Below are 17,005 nucleotides of genomic sequence, written 5' to 3'. Positions count from 1 at the left end.
CCGCGAAGGCGCTGAGATCGAGGAGATCAGCGCAGGATCTGGCGGGACATCACGAGACGCTGGATCTGGTTGGTGCCCTCGTAGATCTGGGTGATCTTGGCGTCGCGCATCATGCGCTCGACCGGGAAGTCGGTGGTGTAACCGGCGCCGCCGAAGAGCTGGACGGCGTTGGTGGTGACCTCCATGGCGACGTCGGAGGCGAAGCACTTGGCGGCGGCGGAGATGAAGCCGAGGTTCTTCTCGCCGCGCTCGGCGCGAGCGGCGGAGGTGTAGACCATGAGGCGGGCGGCCTCGACCTTCATCGCCATGTCGGCGAGCATGAACTGGGTGTTCTGGAAGTCGGCGATGGCCTTGCCGAACTGCTTGCGGTCCTTGGTGTAGGCGATCGCGGCGTCGAGGGCACCCTGGGCCAGGCCGACGGCCTGCGCGCCGATGGTCGGGCGGGTGTGGTCGAGGGTCTGCAGCGCGGTCTTGAAGCCGGTGCCGGGCTCGCCGACGATGCGGTCGCCCGGGATGCGGCAGTTCTCGAAGTACAGCTCGGCGGTGGGCGAACCCTTGATGCCCAGCTTGTGCTCGAGCGGGCCGACGACGAAGCCCTCGTCGTCCTTGTTGACCATGAACGAGGAGATGCCGTTGGCACCCTTGTCGGCGTCGGTCACGGCCATCACGGTGTACCACTCGGAGCGGCCGCCGTTGGTGATCCAGCACTTGGAGCCGTTGAGGATCCAGTCGTCGCCGTCGGCCTTGGCGCGGGTGCGCATGGACGCGGCGTCGGAACCGGCCTCACGCTCGGACAGCGCGTAGGAGGCCATCTTGCCGTCCACCAGGTCGCCGAGGACCTTCTGCTTCAGCTCTTCGGAGCCGTTGAGGATCAGGCCCATGGTGCCGAGCTTGTTGACGGCGGGGATCAGCGAGGAGGAACCACAGACGCGCGCGACTTCCTCGATCACGATGCAGGTGGCGACCGAGTCGGCGCCCTGGCCGCCGTAGGCCTCGGGCACGTGCACGGCGTTGAAGCCCGCGGCGTTGAGAGCGGTCAGCGCCTCCTCGGGGAAGCGGGCGTTGCCGTCGACGTCCTTGGCGTAGGGCGCGATTTCCTTTTCGGCGAGGCCGCGGATGGCCGCACGGAGCTCATCGTGGAAGTCCTCGAGCTGGAACAGGTTGAAATCCGGGTTTCCCGCCATCGGGCACACTCCTGGTCGTGGTGGTGATCGCTGCGGTCAACAGCGCGTCTCGCATCGGCACCGAGTGCCAATCCGACTTGATTATACGCCCGGCACTCTAGCGCTACATGGGGATATACCGGTGGCACTCAGTGTCACCTCACGACTCCAGCCGCCGAAGCGGCGCTCACAGGTTACCGAGCTGGGCGGTGATCAGGTCGGCCACCTTGCGCGGCGGCATGTCTCGCGGGAAGACCGCGATAACCAGCTCCTCGCGGGGCGCGGGCTCCTGTCTGCCGCGCGGGATCATGGCCAGTTCGGTGCGCAGATCGGTGACGGCGGCCGCCGGCTCGCCGCGCACCATCCGGCGCAGCAGATAGTTGTGGGTCGCGGTGACCGCCGCGGTGAACTGCACGCGCGCCAGATCCGGCACGTCGGGCAGCTGCTCGCGCAGGAAGTCGGTGAACAGGCGCTCGTACCGGAACACCGTCACGATCTCGCGCTCCCGCAACGCCGCAACCCGCCGCACCACCTGATACCGGCGCGCGGCGATGTCACGCCACTGCGTGAACCGCTCGAACACCCCGATCACGGCCTCGCACACCGCATCCCACGGATCGCCCTCGGCCCGCGCCAGCGAGTCCTCGGCCAGCGCGAGCTGGAATTCGTGATCGGCGAAGATCACGTCCTCCTTGGACCGGAACTGCCGGAAGAAGGTCCGCCGGGAGATCCCCGCCGCCACCGCGATCTCGTCCACCGTCGTCGCCTCATACCCCCGCTCGGCGAACAACCGCAACGCCTGATCCACCACCGTGAGCCGGAACTGCGCCGCATCGTCGTGTGCCACCCGACCACCGTAGTCACCGGCCACGACAGGTCCCGACCGGGTTCTAGCCCAGCAGCTTGGTGCGCAGGGCGGCGTCCTTGTCGTGGACCATCTGCTCGAGGCCCGCCTGGAACTGTTCCATGCGGGTGCGCAGGGACGGGTCATGGGCGGCGAGGATGCGGACGGCCAGCAGGCCCGCGTTGCGGGCGCCGCCGATGGAGACGGTGGCTACCGGGACGCCCGCGGGCATCTGGACGATCGAGAGCAGGGAGTCCATGCCGTCGAGGTACTTGAGGGGGACGGGGACGCCGATGACCGGGAGCGGGGTGGCCGAGGCGACCATGCCGGGCAGGTGGGCGGCGCCGCCCGCGCCGGCGATGATGACCTGCAGGCCGCGGCCGGCGGCGTCCTTGGCGTAGTCGAGCATGCGCTGCGGGGTGCGATGCGCGGAAACCACGCCGACCTCGAAGCGGATGCCGAACTCGGCCAGTGCCTCGGCGGCGGCCTCCATCGTCGGCCAGTCGGAATCGCTGCCCATGATCAGGCCGACCTGGGGTCCGGTGGTGGTCACATGCGCTCCTGTGTTGTCGGCGGCTGGCGCCGCGGGTTTTCGGCCTCGTGACCTCGCATCCGAGGGGCGATACTGCGCCTTCGGCGTTCCGTCTCGCCCCTCGGATGCGAGGCGGCCGAAAACGCGGTGGTCACGATGAGGTGGTCGGTCTTCAGGCTCCGTTGTGCGGATCCCAGCCGTCGGTCCAGACGGCGTGCGACATCCAGTGCGCCGCGCGTTCGGCCTGCTCCCGTACCTCGGTGACATCGTCGCCGAGGATGTTGATGTGCCCGATCTTGCGGTCGGGCCGCTCGCCCTTGCCGTAGAGGTGGACCTTCGCCTGCGGCAGGCGGGCGAACAGGTGGTGCAGCCGCTCGTCCATCGACATCTCGGGCGCCTCGGCCGCGCCGAGGATGTTGGCCATCACCGTCACCGGCGCCAGCGGGCTGGTGTCGCCGAGCGGGTAGTCGAGGACGGCACGCAGGTGCTGCTCGAACTGACCGGTGCGGGCGCCGTCCATGCCCCAGTGACCGGAGTTGTGCGGGCGCATGGCGAGCTCGTTGACCAGCACCTCGCCGTCGTTGGTCTCGAACAGCTCGACCGCCATCACGCCGACGACGCCCAGCCCGGCGGCCAGTTCCAGCGCCATCGTCTCGGCGCGCGCGCCCAGCTCCTCGGACAGGTCGGGCGCGGGCGCGATGACCACCGCGCACTGACCGTTGCGCTGCACGGTCTCCACCACCGGCCAGGTCGCGGCCTGCCCGAACGGCGAGCGCGCCACCATCGCCGACAGCTCGCGCTTCAGGTCGACCTTCGCCTCGGCGAGCAGCTGCACACCGTGCGCGAGCTGGTCGGTGACGAGCCGCTCGGCCTCGGCCGCGTCGGCGGGCATCCACACGCCACGGCCGTCGTACCCGCCGCGGACCGCCTTGAGGACGAACGGCCAGCCGTGCTCGTCACCGAAGGCGATCGCGTCGGCGGGCGCGGTGACCTCGACGAACGCGGGCACCGGCAGCCCCAGCCCGGACAGCTTGGTGCGCATGGCGAGCTTGTCCTGGGCGAAGATCAGCGCCTGCGGCGGCGGCGCCACGTTCACGCCCTCGGCGACCAGGACCTCGAGGTGTGCCGTCGGCACGTGCTCGTGGTCGAAGGTCAGCGCGTGCGACCCGTTCGCCGCGCGACGCAGCGCGGACAGGTCGTCGTGGCTGCCCAGCACCACGTCAGGGGTGACCTGCGCGGCGGGGTCGTCGGGACGCTCGGCCAGCACCCGCAGACGCTGGCCGAGGGCGACCGCGGCCTGGTGTGTCATACGCGCGAGCTGGCCACCACCGACCATCGTGACGGTGGGCATGGCAGACGGATCGAACGAACGTGCACTCACGTCGTGCAATGTTGTCATGTCGAAAGCGAATCTTTGCGACCGGTACACTCGGAACTCGTGTCAATCGTCGACGACGTGGTCAGCGTCCTTCCCCCGCGCCTGCGCGAGCTAGCGTTCCGGCATAAGGAGCTGATCAAGTTCGCCATCGTCGGCGCAACGACGTTCGTGATCGACAGCGGCCTGTTCTACCTCCTGAAATGGACGGTGCTGGCCGAGAAACCGGTCACCGCCAAGATCATTTCCGGCGTGGTCGCGGTGATCGCCTCCTACATTCTCAACCGCGAATGGTCGTTCAAGAATCGCGGCGGACGAGAGAAGCATCACGAGGCGTTGCTGTTCTTCGGGGTCAGCGGCGTCGGCGTGATCCTGAGCAATATCCCGCTGTGGATCTCGAGCTACGTGTTCGATCTGCGGCAGCCGAACGTGAGCTTCCTGACCGAGAACGTCGCCGACTTCGTCAGCGCGTTCATCATCGGCAACCTGCTGCAGATGGCGTTCCGGTTCTGGGCGATGCGCCGCTGGGTGTTCCCCGACGAGATGAACGAGATCGTCGCCGAGCTCGAGGACCTGATCGAAGAGGAACAGGAACACCTCGGCCAAAGCTGAAGTATCAGCGCGGCTCGGTCAGCGTCGCGTTCGGCGGCCGGTTGACCTTCGAGCCGAGGAACACCGCGAACAGGGCAGGCCTGCGACGCTGGAGCTCCAGACGGCCACCGTCGGCTTCCACCAGGGCACGAGCCAGGGCCAGGCCGACACCGGTCGACCCGCCCGCCGAGAACCCACGGTCGAAGATGTGCGGCGCGAGCTCGTCGCGGATGCCCTCCCCCTCGTCGGCCACCTCCACGCAGATCAGCGGATCGCGTGAGCTCATCGTCGGCACCGTGCGCACCGACACCGTGCAGGTTCCGCCGCCGTGCATCAGGGCATTGTCGACCAGCACCGTCACGGCCTCGCGCAGCCGCGACCCGGTGATGGGGGCGCGCAGGGACTCGTCGCCGATCAGGCGCAGTTCGCGGCCCTCCTCGGTGAAGGGGTGGGCCCACTCGGCCATGACGCCACGCAGTTCGGCCATCACCGGAACGGGATCGCGGTCGGCGGCGTCCTCGTCGCGGGAGGCGCGGACCAGGTCGTCGATGGCCTCGGTGAGCCGGTCGACCTGAGCCATGGCCTCCTCGGCCTCGTGCACGACCTCGGGATCGGCGTGCGTGGACAGCTCGTCCAGGCGCAGGCGCACCGCGGTCAGGCGACTGCGCAGCTGATGTGAGACGTCGGCGACCAGCGCGTGCTCGCGTTGCAGGCGGCCCGCGATCTCGACCGTCGCCGAGTCGAGCACATCGGAGACGCGGTCGAGTTCGGCGATGCCGTGCCTGCGCGGGTCGGGCCGGAAGTCGCCCATCGCCAGCCGGGCGGCGCGGGCGGCCACGTCACGCAGCGGATCGGCGACCCGGCGCGCGGTCACCACCGCGACCGAGAACGCGGCGCCGAGCGAGGCGAGCACGGCCAGCGCGACCGCGGCAACGGCCTGTTCCTGCCGGGAGTGCATCGGCCCGGCGGGCACCTCGAGCCGCAGCGAACCCGATGTGCCCATCGACAGCGATTCGACCAGCGGGTCCTCGACGTACTCGACGCCGATATCGGTGCGCGCGGCATTGTCGTGCGGCGCCGGATAGACGATCGTCAGCTTGCCGCCCTCGGGCACCAGGGCCCGCATGGCGCGCACGTCGAGGCCGTCGGGCACGGTCCCGTCGACGCGTTCCTGGGCGATCACCTCGGCGGCGACCCGTTCCAGGCGGCTCTGCAGATCGTTGCGGGTGATGTCCTCGACCCACAGCCACGCGGTGTAGATCAGCGGCACGCCGAGCACCACCGTGGTGATGGTCAGCACGGTCAGGATCGAGCGCAGGATGCGGCGGCGCACTGCCCCGGTCAGCCTCTGACCGACGGGCCGTCGGTGTTGAGCCGGAACCCGACCCCGCGCACCGTGACGATGCGCCGTTCCGCCATCGGCCCCTCGTCGCCGATCTTGCGGCGCAACCAGGACATATGCATGTCGAGGGTCTTGGAGCCGCGCAGATCCGCGTCGCCCCACACCTCACGCAGGATGGTCTCGCGCGCCACCACCTGACCGGCCCGATCGATGAGCACCTTGAGCAGCTCGTACTCCTTGTTGGCCAGGTTCACCTCGGCCCCGTTGACCAGCACGCGCCGGGCCGCGGGCTCTAGCCGGATCCCGCCGACTTCCACCGCGTCGTCACCGATTCCGCTGCGCCGCAGCAGGGCTCGCACCCGGGCCAGCAGCTCGGCCAGCCGGAACGGCTTGCCGACGTAGTCGTCGGCGCCGGCGTCGAGACCGACGACGAAGTCGACCTCGTCGGTGCGCGCGGTGAGCATCAGCACCGCCAGATCGGCGCCGCTGGCCCTGACCTGCCTGCACACCTCGAGCCCGTCCATGCCGGGCAGGCCGAGATCGAGGATCAGCAGGTCGTGATTGCCCTCGAGGGCGCGGCGCAACACCGCGGGGCCGAACCGCTCGACGGTGACGGTGTAACCCTCGCGGCCGAGGGCGCGCGAGAGCGGGGCGGCGATCGCCTCATCGTCTTCGGCGAGCAGTACGGCGGTCATGTGCTCAGATTACGGATCTCGGTCGCGGTGGGCCGACAGCTCACCGATAACCGCCCCACGACTGGTCACGACGGCTGCTGCCCGCCTCGAAGACCTCGTGGTAGAGCAGCGCGTGCACCTGCTGCACCTGCGGGATGTCGTCGTATTCGAGCGGTTCCTCCGACGACGAGCCGATGATCAGCGTGCCGGTCCCCAGCACCCGGTCGAACACACCGTGTTCGAACTGCACGCTGGAAATGCGGCTGAGCGGGATGTCGATGCCGGTGTGGGTGATCACGCCCTGGCGCACCAGCACGCGCCGGTCGGTGATGATGAAATGCGTGGACTTCCAGCTGATCACCTTGCCGACACAGCGCCACAGGATGAGCCCGAACCAGATCAGCCCGATGAGCAGCAGCAGCACCGTGCGCACCGACCCCTCGGTGTTGCGCCAGGCGAGCCCGCCGAGGAAGCCGGCGATCGCGGTGCCGCCGATCAGCGTGACGACCGGCCACACCAGCATCTTCCAGTGTGGGTGACGATGCAGGATCAATTGTTCGTCGGGCGCGAGAACGTCCTCCGGGTACCCCATGGCCGAACGATACCCCGTTGCGAGGCCGCATTTCCCGATGCCACGGCCGAGGCGATACTGTGGATTCCACGCTAGATGCCAGGTTTTGCCCAATTCTCCCTTGCTCGACACCCGACAGTGGAGGCACGCGTGACCAAAGCTCTGACTCAGCTCGAAATCCTCACCGCCCTCGAGCCGGTGGCCGAACAGAATCTCAACCGGCACCTTTCCATCGCCAAGGACTGGAATCCGCACGATTACGTCCCGTGGGACGAGGGCCGCAATTTCGCCGCGATGGGCGGAATCGATTGGGAACCAGGACAATCCAGGCTCACCGACGTCGCCAAGGCGGCGATGATCACCAATCTGCTCACCGAGGACAATCTGCCCTCCTACCACCGCGAGATCGCCGAGAACTTCTCCCAGGACGGCGCCTGGGGCACCTGGGTCGGTCGCTGGACCGCCGAGGAGAACCGCCACGGCATCGTGATCCGTGACTACCTGGTGGTCACCCGCGGCGTCGACCCGGTCGCCCTGGAAGAGGCCAGGATGATCCACATGACCCAGGGCGCGCACGCGCCGGCGAACTGGGGCGGATTCCTGGTCAATGTCGCGTATGTGACGTTTCAGGAGCTGGCCACCCGGGTCAGCCACCGCAACACCGGTCGCGTCTGCGACGACCCGGTCGCCGACCGCATGCTTGCCCGCGTCGCCACCGACGAGAACCTGCACATGATCTTCTACCGCAACCTGTGCGCGGCGGCGCTTGACCTGGTCCCCGATCAGGCGATGCCCGCGATCACCAAGGTGCTCACCAGCTTCCAGATGCCCGGCGCCGGCATGCCGAACTGGCGGCGCAACGGCGTGCTGATGGCCAAGCACGGCATCTACGACCTGCGCCAGCATCTCGACGAGGTGGTGCTGCCGGTGCTCAAGCAGTGGAACGTCTTCGACCGCAACGACTTCGGGCCGGCGGGCGAGGTGGCACGCGACGAGCTCGCGCGGTTCCTGGACAAGCTGGAGAAGGACGTGCTCAAGTTCGAGGAGCAGCGCGATCGGCTGCTGGCGCGCGAACGTGAGGTCGCCGAGCGCAACGCGGGGGTTGCCGCCCGCTGAACCCCGACCCGCAGGGAGGGCGGTTCGCGACCCGGCCCGCCGGTCAGGCGCTGTGTCTGAGCTGGTGGGCCGCCGTGGGCCGCGAGCCCGCGGCTCCAGCCGCCGTCAATACTGTCCGCGCAGGTGGGACACATCGCCCGCCGAGACGGCGCGGTCGCCGATGAGCAGCCTGCCGGTGTCGTCGATGCCGCTCGCGGCACCGGTGAGCACCTGGCCACCGGGCAGTTCGGCCCGCACCTCGACGCCGATCGTCGCGCAGCGCTCGCGGTAGGCGGCCGCGATCTCGGTCGTCGCCCAGCCCGCCCGCTGCCAGGCGCTGAACCGGGCGGCGAACTCGGTCAGGATCGCGGCGACCAGCCCGGTGCGGTCGGTGTCGATACCGGCCAGCGTCAGCGAAGTCGCATGCGGGACAGGCAGTTCGGACTCGTCGAGATCGACGTTGAGGCCGATGCCGACCACCACGGCGGGCGCGGCGCCGGTCGCGGCGACCTCGGCCAGGATGCCGGCGAGCTTGCGGCCGCCGAGCAGAACGTCGTTGGGCCACTTCAGTTCCGCGTCGGCGCCGGTCGAGCGGCGCAGCGCGTCGACCACCGCGACACCGGTGAGCAACGGCAGCCAGCCGAGCGTGGTCGGGTCGATGTCGGGCAGCCGCACCAGGATCGACAGCGAGATCTGCGCGCGCGGCGGGCTCACCCACGTGCGGGCGTGCCTGCCGCGACCGCTGACCTGTTCCTCGGCGAGCAACGCCTGGCGGTCGGCGGTCGAATCGGCGGCCCTGGCGACGAGGTCGGCATTGGTCGATCCGGTCGACTCGACGACGTCGATCCGCTCATAGAACGACAGCGGCCCGCCGGGCGAGGAGCTGTCGAGACGCTGCGCATCGATGGGTGCCCTGTTCATTCCCGGCAGGCTACTCGGCGAGACGGATGCCCTGGTGGGACGCACCTAGCTGGGGTTTCTCTACTGGCCGGTAGGCGAGACTGCCGTAGTGCGACGAGGTGTCACTCGTTACACTCGCAACCCATGACGAGTGTCCAGCAGCAGCCCGCATCGGAATCGGCGGGCGCCCCCGATATCCACACCACCGCCGGGAAGCTGGCTGACCTGCGGAATCGGCTGGAAGAAGCGCAACACCCGATGGGTGAGGCCGCGGTCGACAAGGTGCATGCCAAGGGCAAGATGACTGCGCGTGAGCGCATCCTCGCCCTGCTCGACGAAGGCTCCTTCGTCGAGCTCGACGCCCTCGCCAAGCATCGCAGCGTGAACTTCGGCCTGGAGAACAACCGCCCGCTCGGCGACGGCGTCGTCACCGGCTACGGCACCATCGACGGCCGCGACGTCTGTATCTTCTCCCAGGACGTCACCGTCTTCGGTGGCTCGCTCGGCGAGGTCTACGGCGAGAAGATCGTCAAGGTGATGGACCTGGCACTCAAGACCGGCCGTCCGCTGGTCGGTATCAACGAGGGCGCAGGCGCGCGCATCCAGGAGGGCGTCGTCTCCCTCGGTCTCTACGGCGAGATCTTCCACCGCAACGTGCAGGCCTCCGGCGTGATCCCGCAGATCTCGCTGATCATGGGCCCCGCCGCCGGTGGCCACGTGTACTCCCCCGCGCTCACCGACTTCGTGGTGATGGTCGACCAGACCTCGCAGATGTTCGTCACCGGCCCCGACGTGATCAAGACCGTCACCGGTGAAGAGGTCACCATGGAGGACCTGGGTGGCGCGCACACCCACATGACCAAGTCCGGCGTCGCCCACTACGTGGCCTCCGGCGAGCAGGACGCCCTCGACTACGTCAAGGACCTGCTGGGTTATCTGCCGAGCAACAACCGCGCCGAGGCGCCGCGGCACGCGCCGACCGATCCGATCAACGGCGCGATCGAGGACTCCCTCACCGACGAGGACATCGAGCTCGACACGATCATCCCGGACTCGCCGAACCAGCCCTACGACATGCACGAGGTCATCCGCCGTCTGCTCGACGACGACGAGTTCCTCGAGGTGCAGGCCGAGCGCGCGATGAACATCATCTGCGGTTTCGGTCGCGTCGACGGCCGCAGCGTCGGCATCGTCGCCAACCAGCCGACCCAGTTCGCCGGCTGCCTCGACATCGACGCCTCGGAGAAGGCCGCGCGCTTCGTGCGCACCTGCGACGCCTTCAACGTCCCGATCATCACCCTGGTCGACGTGCCCGGCTTCCTCCCCGGCACCGGCCAGGAGTACAACGGCATCATCCGCCGCGGCGCGAAGCTGCTCTACGCCTACGGTGAGGCCACTGTGGGCAAGATCACGATCATCACCCGCAAGGCCTACGGCGGCGCCTACGACGTCATGGGTTCCAAGCACATGGGTGCCGATGTGAACCTGGCGTGGCCGACCGCCCAGATCGCCGTCATGGGCGCTTCCGGCGCCGTCGGATTCGTCTACCGCAAGCAGCTGTCCGAGGCCGCCAAGAACGGCGCCGATGTGGACGCTCTGCGCCTCGAGCTGCAGAACGAGTACGAGGACACCCTCGTGAACCCGTACGTGGCGGCCGAGCGCGGCTACGTCGACGCGGTCATCCCGCCGTCGCACACGCGCGGCCAGATCGTGTCGGCGCTGCGACTGCTCGAGCGCAAGATGGTGACCCTGCCGCCGAAGAAACACGGCAACATTCCGCTCTGATCGAGCGATATCCCCGGTAGGCCGCGCACACTGGTTGCTATGACGCAACTATTGATCGTCGCGTCCCTACCGGGAATGATCGCGTCAACCGCGCTGTAAGACATCGAAGTACCCAAGCTTCGCACCGGGCGAGATCTCCCGGACGAGGCAGGAAGGATCTGGCACTGTGACAACTGTGGCAGAAGAAGACGTGCTGACCGCCGCCGAGCTGGAGCTCGCCGTCGAACCACTCGTCGACGAGGTCGAACTGTCTGTGAGCGCGGTTGCCGACGAGCCCGCGGAGAGCCTCGGTGAGCCGATGTTCCGCATCATCAAGGGCTCGCCGACCGATGCGGATATCGCGGCCCTGGTCGCCGTGCTGAGCGCGGCGGCCGCGAGCGCCCCCGCCGGCGGCGCGAACGGTCCGTCCGACAACTGGGGCAAAGCGACGCTGCTGCACCGGGGTACGTCCCCGTTCTCGCCGTACGCGTACCCGATGCTGTCGCACCTGCGCTGATCCGGGTGACCCGGCTGGTCTTGGCCTCCGCGTCTCCCGCCCGTCTGGGGATCCTGCGCACGGCGGGTATCGACCCCGTCGTGCGCGTCTCCGGCGTGGACGAGGACGCGGTGTCGGCCGCGCTACCCTCTGATACCTCCTCGCCCGACGTCGTCATCGCCCTGGCTCGCGCCAAGGCCGTCGACGTCGCCGCGTCGATTCCCGAATTCGCCGCCGACTGTGTCGTCGTCGGCTGCGATTCGATGCTGCTCGTCGACGGGCAGCTGCAAGGCAAACCGCACACGCCCGAGGTGGCCCGCGCCCGCTGGGCGGGGATGGCGGGCCGCAGCGCCGATCTGATCACCGGACATTGCGTGCTGCGCCTGCGCGACGGGGAGATCGTCGCCGAGTCCGAGGAGTGCAGCAGCACCACCGTGCACTTCGCGAAACCCGGTCCGGACGAGCTCGACGCCTACATCGCCTCCGGCGAACCACTGCAGGTCGCGGGCGCTTTCACGTTGGACGGGCTCGGCGGCTGGTTCGTCGACCGGATCGAGGGCGACCCGTCCAGCGTCATCGGGATCGGGCTACCGCTGTTGCGCAGGCTGCTCGAAGACGTCGGCGTCGGTGTCACGCAGCTGTGGCGGGATTCGCGGGCCTGACGGCGCGATCACCGGCTGTTCCGCGGTAGCGGGCGCTCCGGATGCCTGCGCGGAGTTCTCCGCGCCCAGCGTCAGTTCCAGCCTGGCCGTGCACAGTTCCGGCTCGACGAACGGGTGCAGGCGCACGTCGACCCGGCCGCGGGCGCCGTTGCGCTCCAGCACTTCCCGCATGAGCCCCATGTGCACCCCGCACACCACCTCGGCGTGCGAGCGGGCCAGTTCCCGCAGCGGGCAGGCGGTGAGGTTGATCTGCACGTGCTCGGAGGTCTCCCCGACCGGGTCCTTCTCCGGCGCGAACCCGAGCTCCGACATCAGCGACATGGTGATGTCCCTGGCATCGGCCAGCGTCTCCACCGGATGCGTGCCGATGTCCATGCGCGCCCCCCAGGCGCGGCCCGCGGCGACGGCGGCGGCGGAACGGGTGATCGGGTCGGGTCCGAGATGGTCGGCGAGGACCTGGGCCAGCTCCTGATATCCCACCGAGCGCTGCACGGCGCGATAGCCGATCCGCGGGCGCCCACGACCACGCGGCGGCTGCTGGAACTGGCGGACCAGCGATTCGCGGGTGAGCACATCGAGATGGAAGCGGACGGTGGTGACATGCTGTCCGGTGATTCTGGCCAGTTCCTGGGCGTCGAGGGGCTCGGTGGCGCCACGTAGGATCGCGAGCAGTCGCCGTCGCGGCCAAGAATCGGACATAGCTCACCCCTCCTCTCCAGAGACTTTATCGGACAGCTCTGCGCTTTATTCGACCATTGTGTCGATTCGTGATGTGCCGACACAGACATACCATCGGCTGCGACCTCAGCACACTGTCGCACCCGCCCATACTCTCGCGTGAAGGACCACACCGTGACCGTCGCCCCGGATCCGCACCCCGCCTTCGGTTCCTACGCAGTCCCGCATCGATTGGTAACCACAGAATGGTTGTCCGCAAACATCGGGATGCCCGGTGTGAAGATCATCGAGTCGAACGATGACATCCTGCTCTATGACATCGGCCATGTCCCCGGTGCGGTCAAAATCGATTGGCGTGGCGACCTGAGCGACCCGGTGACCCGCGACTACGTCGACGGCCGCCGCTTCACCGAACTGATGCGCGCCAAGGGTATCCAGCGCGAGGACACCGTGGTGATCTACGGCGATCGCGGCAATGCCCAGGCAGCGCATACCGCCTGGATCTTCACCCTTTTCGGGCACGAGGACGTGCGCCTGCTCGACGGCGGCCGCGATGCCTGGATCTCCGAGGAACGCGACACCACCTTCGACCTGCCCTACCCGTCACCCAGCGACTACCCCGACGTCAAACGCGACGACACGGTGGCGCGCGCGTTCCGCGACGAGGTGCTGGCCCGGCTCGGCGGCCCCCTGGTCGACGTGCGTTCGGAGCAGGAGTACTCGGGCGAGCTCGAGGACAAGCCGCTGAACCAGGAGTACGCCACGCTGCGCGGCGGGCACGTGCCGACCGCGGTGAACATTCCGTGGACGCAGGCCTGCACCAGCGACGGGCGTTTCCGGTCAAGGGCCGAACTCGACGAGGTCTACGGCGCGCTGCCCGCCGAGGACCTGGTCGTCTACAGCCGGGTCGGCGAACGCTCCAGCCACACCTGGTTCGTCCTGACATTTCTGCTCGGCCGCAGGTCGGTGCGCAATTACGACGGCTCGTGGATCGAGTGGGGCAATTCGGTGCGGCTGCCGATCGCGCAGGGCGCCGAGCCGGGTATTCCGAACCGAATCATTTGAAACATGTTCACATCACAGGGTGCCGCGTAGTGTGACCTGCGACCTACTCGACAGTAGGGCTAGCCGAGTTCGGGCCGAATTGGCACACTGCCTACACTCGCCCGAGACGAAAGTTGTCGATACCGGGCACGGGGCCTACACGGCGACCCGTCCCCCGAAGCGACCAAAGATTGCACACAGGAGGCTCAGTGCCCAGCCATGCCAGCGCACGGATCACGAAGGTACTCGTAGCTAACCGCGGCGAGATCGCGGTCCGCGTGATCCGGGCTGCCAAGGACGCGGGGATCACCAGCGTCGCGGTGTACGCCGAGCCCGATGCCGACGCTCCCTTCGTGAAGCTCGCCGACGAGGCGTTCGCCCTCGGCGGCCAGACCTCGGCCGAGTCGTACCTCGTGTTCGACAAGATCCTCGACGCCGCCGCCAAGTCCGGTGCCGACGCGATCCACCCGGGTTACGGCTTCCTCTCCGAGAACGCCGACTTCGCCCAGGCCGTCCTCGACGCCGGGCTCATCTGGATCGGCCCCTCGCCGCAGTCCATCCGCGACCTGGGCGACAAGGTCACCGCGCGCCACATCGCCGAGCGCGCGCAGGCGCCGATGGCCGCCGGCACCAAGGACCCGGTCAAGAACGCCGACGAGGTCGTCGCGTTCGCCAAGGAGTACGGCGTCCCGGTGGCCATCAAGGCCGCCTTCGGTGGCGGTGGCCGCGGCATGAAGGTCGCCCACACCATCGAGGAGATCCCCGAGCTGTTCGAGTCGGCGACCCGTGAGGCCATCGCCGCCTTCGGCCGCGGCGAGTGCTTCGTCGAGCAGTACCTGGACAAGGCCCGCCACGTCGAGGCCCAGGTCATCGCCGACCAGCACGGCAACGTCGTCGTCGCCGGTACCCGCGACTGCTCGCTGCAGCGTCGCTTCCAGAAGCTCGTCGAGGAGGCGCCGGCGCCGTTCCTGTCCGACGAGGTTCGCGCCAAGATCCACGACTCCGCCAAGCGCATCTGCCGCGAGGCCGGCTACTACGGCGCAGGCACCGTGGAGTACCTGGTGCAGGGCGAGACCGTGTCCTTCCTCGAGGTGAACACCCGCCTGCAGGTCGAGCACCCGGTCACCGAGGAGACCGCGGGCATCGACCTGGTGCGTCAGCAGTTCGCGATCGCCAACGGCGAAGAGCTCTCGATCAAGGAAGACCCCACCCCGCGTGGCCACTCCTTCGAGTTCCGGATCAACGGTGAGGACGCCGGTCGCGGCTTCCTGCCAGCGCCCGGCCCGGTCAACGTCTACCGCGAGCCCACCGGCCCCGGTGTGCGCGTCGACTCCGGCGTCGTCGCGGGCAGCGTCATCGGCGGTCAGTTCGACTCGATGCTGGCCAAGCTGATCGTCACCGGCGAGAACCGCGACCAGGCGCTGCAGCGTGCGCGTCGCGCGCTGGCCGAGTTCGAGGTCGAGGGCCTGGCGACGGTCATCCCGTTCCACCGCGCGATCGTCGAGGACCCGGCCTTCATCGGTGACGGCGAGAAGTTCGAGGTCTACACCAAGTGGATCGAAACCGAGTGGAAGAACACCGTCGAGCCGTTCACGGCCGGTGCTCCCGCCGAGGACGAGGACGAGGATCTGCCCCGGCAGAAGGTCGTCGTCGAGGTCGGTGGCCGTCGCGTCGAGGTGTCGCTGCCCGGTCAGTTCACCCTCGGTGGCGGTGCCGCCGGTTCGGCCGGTAACGGCGCGGGCGTCATCCGCAAGAAGCCGAAGGCGCGCAAGCGTGGCGGCGCCGGTGCCGGTGCGGCCTCCGGTGACGCGGTCACCGCGCCCATGCAGGGCACCGTCGTGAAGGTCGCGGTCGAAGAGGGCCAGACCGTCGAGGCGGGCGACCTGATCGTGGTGCTCGAGGCCATGAAGATGGAGAACCCGGTCAACGCGCACAAGGCCGGTGTCGTCACCGGGCTGGCCGTGGAAGCGGGCGCCGCGATCACCCAGGGCACCGTCCTGGCGGAGATCAAGTAATACGCACGATGTAGACGGGCGCCGGTCGACCTCGACCGGCGCCCGTCGTCGTTTCGACACATTCGCCGCGCCCCGGTGAACGGGCGGCGAAGATCGTGCATCTGGCCAGGCCGGACTCCCGCACCCTGTCGTATCGTGGATCGGGTGACCAGCAGTGCGCGTATCGATCAGGACCCGTCGGCTTCACCGGGTCCGGCCACGGTCGCCGAGGTGATCCGGACTCGACGTGAGGCAGGGAGCCGCGGTGACGGGAATCGCCTCGCGCTGGTGATCGAGGGTGGCGGCAGCCGCGGTGTCTACTCCAGCGGCATGGTGCAGGCACTCGAGGAGCTCGGCCTGGCCGGGGTGTTCGACGCCGTCTACGGCACGTCGGCGGGCGCGATCAACGGCGCGTGGTTGCTGTGCGGGCGCGCGGCCACGGGCATGCGGTCCTGGACCGATGCGACGATCATGCGCCGGGTGGTCGATCCGGTGCGGATCCTGCGCGGGCGACCGGTCTTCGATCTGCGCTACCTGGTGCACCACGTCTACGACGGCATCGAGCCGATGGACTTCCCGGCCATCCTGGCCAACTCCACCACTTTCCACCCGATCGCGACCGACGTCCGCACCGGCCGGTCGGTGGACCTGGGCCCGCACATCGTCGACAAAACCACCCTGATGACCGCGCTGCGCGCCTCCGCGGGCCTGCCCCTGCTCGCCGGTCCCCCGGTCGATCTCGGCGGCCGCAGCTACTTCGACGGCGGCCTGTCGGAGACCGTCCCGATCCGCACCGCCGTCGCGGCGGGCACGACCCACGCCTTGGTCCTGCGCACCCGCCGCACCGACGAGGTCCGCCCGCCCGCACCCCTGCTGCACCGCATCGTGGGCGGCGGCTACATGCGGGCCATCGCCCCCGGCGCCTTCCGTGCCTGGTCCCAGCGCCCCGGCCAGCAGGCCGTCGAGGACAGCTACCTCACCGGCTTGGGCGACCGCGTCCTCCAGGTCCACCCGCCCGCCGGCGCCCCCGCCATCGACAGCACCGCCCGCGACACCGACCTGCTCACCCGCGCCCTCGACATCGGCCGCACCGCCGTCCACACCCTCCTCGGCGCCACCCCCCGCCTCGCCTGACCCGGCGACCGCGAGCAGTCCCGCTCTCCGGACCCGCACGCCCCGACCTCGAGGAGGGGCCGCCGCGTCAGCGGCGGTTCGCGGCCGTCCCGTCGGTCAGGTGCCGGTGCGTAGGCGACGAAGGAGCAAGCACCGGTGCCTGACCG

At 68.9% G+C, this 17,005-nt stretch carries 17 protein-coding genes; 8 read left to right on the top strand and 9 right to left on the bottom strand.

The window, feature by feature from the left end; all coding sequences use genetic code 11:
- Window positions 1–26: 26 nt before the first annotated feature.
- The 4 genes from ACWF9G_RS32035 to ACWF9G_RS32020 form a co-directional block, all read right to left on the bottom strand.
- Complete coding sequence (locus ACWF9G_RS32035) at window positions 27–1,184, bottom strand: acyl-CoA dehydrogenase (protein ID WP_379309364.1); 1,158 nt, start codon at window positions 1,182–1,184, stop codon at window positions 27–29.
- Between the two features lie 166 nt (window positions 1,185–1,350).
- Window positions 1,351–2,010 carry a TetR family transcriptional regulator gene (locus ACWF9G_RS32030; protein WP_452519866.1) on the bottom strand — a complete coding sequence of 220 codons (660 nt, stop codon included), beginning with the start codon at window positions 2,008–2,010 and terminating at the stop codon, window positions 1,351–1,353.
- Window positions 2,011–2,053: 43 nt separating this feature from the next.
- Window positions 2,054–2,560 (bottom strand): 5-(carboxyamino)imidazole ribonucleotide mutase, encoded by a 507-nt coding sequence (gene purE, locus ACWF9G_RS32025; RefSeq protein ID WP_379309367.1) that lies wholly within the window; start codon window positions 2,558–2,560, stop codon window positions 2,054–2,056.
- Window positions 2,561–2,711: 151 nt separating this feature from the next.
- Window positions 2,712–3,938, bottom strand: a complete 1,227-nt coding sequence (locus ACWF9G_RS32020; protein ID WP_452519864.1) for a 5-(carboxyamino)imidazole ribonucleotide synthase — start codon at window positions 3,936–3,938, stop codon at window positions 2,712–2,714.
- Window positions 3,939–3,977: 39 nt separating this feature from the next.
- Here ACWF9G_RS32020 and ACWF9G_RS32015 point away from each other — a divergent pair, with 39 nt between their 5' ends.
- Complete coding sequence (locus ACWF9G_RS32015) at window positions 3,978–4,526, top strand: GtrA family protein (protein ID WP_452519862.1); 549 nt, start codon at window positions 3,978–3,980, stop codon at window positions 4,524–4,526.
- A gap of 4 nt (window positions 4,527–4,530) precedes the next feature.
- Here the strand turns inward: ACWF9G_RS32015 and ACWF9G_RS32010 are convergent, their stop codons facing one another.
- From ACWF9G_RS32010 to ACWF9G_RS32000, 3 genes are read right to left on the bottom strand one after another with little or no spacing between them, the layout of a single operon-like run.
- Complete coding sequence (locus ACWF9G_RS32010; RefSeq protein ID WP_452519861.1) at window positions 4,531–5,838, bottom strand: sensor histidine kinase; 1,308 nt, start codon at window positions 5,836–5,838, stop codon at window positions 4,531–4,533.
- 8 nt (window positions 5,839–5,846) lie between these two features.
- Window positions 5,847–6,542 carry a response regulator transcription factor gene (locus ACWF9G_RS32005; protein WP_379311141.1) on the bottom strand — a complete coding sequence of 232 codons (696 nt, stop codon included), beginning with the start codon at window positions 6,540–6,542 and terminating at the stop codon, window positions 5,847–5,849.
- Between the two features lie 40 nt (window positions 6,543–6,582).
- Entirely contained in the window at window positions 6,583–7,113 is a 531-nt protein-coding gene (locus tag ACWF9G_RS32000; protein WP_379039426.1) for a PH domain-containing protein, read from the bottom strand.
- 129 nt (window positions 7,114–7,242) lie between these two features.
- Here ACWF9G_RS32000 and ACWF9G_RS31995 point away from each other — a divergent pair, with 129 nt between their 5' ends.
- Window positions 7,243–8,208 carry an acyl-ACP desaturase gene (locus tag ACWF9G_RS31995; RefSeq protein WP_379311142.1) on the top strand — a complete coding sequence of 322 codons (966 nt, stop codon included), beginning with the start codon at window positions 7,243–7,245 and terminating at the stop codon, window positions 8,206–8,208.
- A gap of 105 nt (window positions 8,209–8,313) precedes the next feature.
- Here ACWF9G_RS31995 and ACWF9G_RS31990 read toward each other — a convergent pair whose 3' ends face one another.
- Window positions 8,314–9,108: a biotin--[acetyl-CoA-carboxylase] ligase gene (locus ACWF9G_RS31990; RefSeq protein ID WP_452519860.1), complete on the bottom strand. Its 795-nt coding sequence runs from the start codon at window positions 9,106–9,108 to the stop codon at window positions 8,314–8,316.
- Window positions 9,109–9,231: 123 nt separating this feature from the next.
- Here ACWF9G_RS31990 and ACWF9G_RS31985 point away from each other — a divergent pair, with 123 nt between their 5' ends.
- The 3 genes from ACWF9G_RS31985 to ACWF9G_RS31975 all read left to right on the top strand — a co-directional run bounded on the left by ACWF9G_RS31985 (window position 9,232) and on the right by ACWF9G_RS31975 (window position 12,009).
- Window positions 9,232–10,872 carry an acyl-CoA carboxylase subunit beta gene (locus tag ACWF9G_RS31985; RefSeq protein ID WP_379311144.1) on the top strand — a complete coding sequence of 547 codons (1,641 nt, stop codon included), beginning with the start codon at window positions 9,232–9,234 and terminating at the stop codon, window positions 10,870–10,872.
- Between the two features lie 166 nt (window positions 10,873–11,038).
- Window positions 11,039–11,368, top strand: coding sequence for an acyl-CoA carboxylase epsilon subunit (locus ACWF9G_RS31980; protein WP_452519858.1), 330 nt, complete (start codon window positions 11,039–11,041; stop codon window positions 11,366–11,368).
- Between the two features lie 5 nt (window positions 11,369–11,373).
- The gene (locus tag ACWF9G_RS31975; RefSeq protein ID WP_452519857.1) at window positions 11,374–12,009 is read left to right on the top strand and encodes a Maf family protein; all 636 of its coding nucleotides are present in this window, start codon (window positions 11,374–11,376) and stop codon (window positions 12,007–12,009) included.
- On the opposite strand, the gene ACWF9G_RS31970 is transcribed toward ACWF9G_RS31975, so the two are convergent.
- The gene (locus tag ACWF9G_RS31970; RefSeq protein WP_379311148.1) at window positions 11,935–12,708 is read right to left on the bottom strand and encodes a helix-turn-helix transcriptional regulator; all 774 of its coding nucleotides are present in this window, start codon (window positions 12,706–12,708) and stop codon (window positions 11,935–11,937) included. The genes ACWF9G_RS31975 and ACWF9G_RS31970 overlap by 75 nt on opposite strands.
- 153 nt (window positions 12,709–12,861) lie before the next feature.
- Here ACWF9G_RS31970 and ACWF9G_RS31965 point away from each other — a divergent pair, with 153 nt between their 5' ends.
- The 3 genes from ACWF9G_RS31965 to ACWF9G_RS31955 all read left to right on the top strand — a co-directional run bounded on the left by ACWF9G_RS31965 (window position 12,862) and on the right by ACWF9G_RS31955 (window position 16,859).
- Window positions 12,862–13,752 (top strand): sulfurtransferase, encoded by an 891-nt coding sequence (locus tag ACWF9G_RS31965; RefSeq protein WP_452519854.1) that lies wholly within the window; start codon window positions 12,862–12,864, stop codon window positions 13,750–13,752.
- A gap of 188 nt (window positions 13,753–13,940) precedes the next feature.
- Window positions 13,941–15,746, top strand: coding sequence for an acetyl/propionyl/methylcrotonyl-CoA carboxylase subunit alpha (locus ACWF9G_RS31960; protein ID WP_379311150.1), 1,806 nt, complete (start codon window positions 13,941–13,943; stop codon window positions 15,744–15,746).
- Window positions 15,747–15,890: 144 nt separating this feature from the next.
- A complete protein-coding gene (locus ACWF9G_RS31955) occupies window positions 15,891–16,859 on the top strand; it encodes a patatin-like phospholipase family protein (RefSeq protein ID WP_452519852.1) in 969 nt (322 codons plus the stop codon).
- Window positions 16,860–17,005: the final 146 nt, after the last annotated feature.

The organism is Nocardia sp. NPDC055029 (assembly GCF_053608525.1).
The sequence above is the reverse complement of the archived record's forward strand: the minus strand, read 5'-3'. Positions and strand labels throughout refer to the sequence as shown.

What these genes read in the sequence shown, in the direction of transcription:
- ACWF9G_RS32035 (WP_379309364.1), bottom strand. Translation starts at nt 1,184, where the DNA reads ATGGCGGGAAACCCGGATTTCAACCTGTTCCAGCTCGAGGACTTCCAC.
- ACWF9G_RS32020 (WP_452519864.1), bottom strand. Translation starts at nt 3,938, where the DNA reads ATGACAACATTGCACGACGTGAGTGCACGTTCGTTCGATCCGTCTGCC.
- ACWF9G_RS32005 (WP_379311141.1), bottom strand. Translation starts at nt 6,542, where the DNA reads ATGACCGCCGTACTGCTCGCCGAAGACGATGAGGCGATCGCCGCCCCG.
- ACWF9G_RS32000 (WP_379039426.1), bottom strand. Translation starts at nt 7,113, where the DNA reads ATGGGGTACCCGGAGGACGTTCTCGCGCCCGACGAACAATTGATCCTG.
- ACWF9G_RS31990 (WP_452519860.1), bottom strand. Translation starts at nt 9,108, where the DNA reads ATGAACAGGGCACCCATCGATGCGCAGCGTCTCGACAGCTCCTCGCCC.
- ACWF9G_RS31985 (WP_379311144.1), top strand. Translation starts at nt 9,232, where the DNA reads ATGACGAGTGTCCAGCAGCAGCCCGCATCGGAATCGGCGGGCGCCCCC.
- ACWF9G_RS31970 (WP_379311148.1), bottom strand. Translation starts at nt 12,708, where the DNA reads ATGTCCGATTCTTGGCCGCGACGGCGACTGCTCGCGATCCTACGTGGC.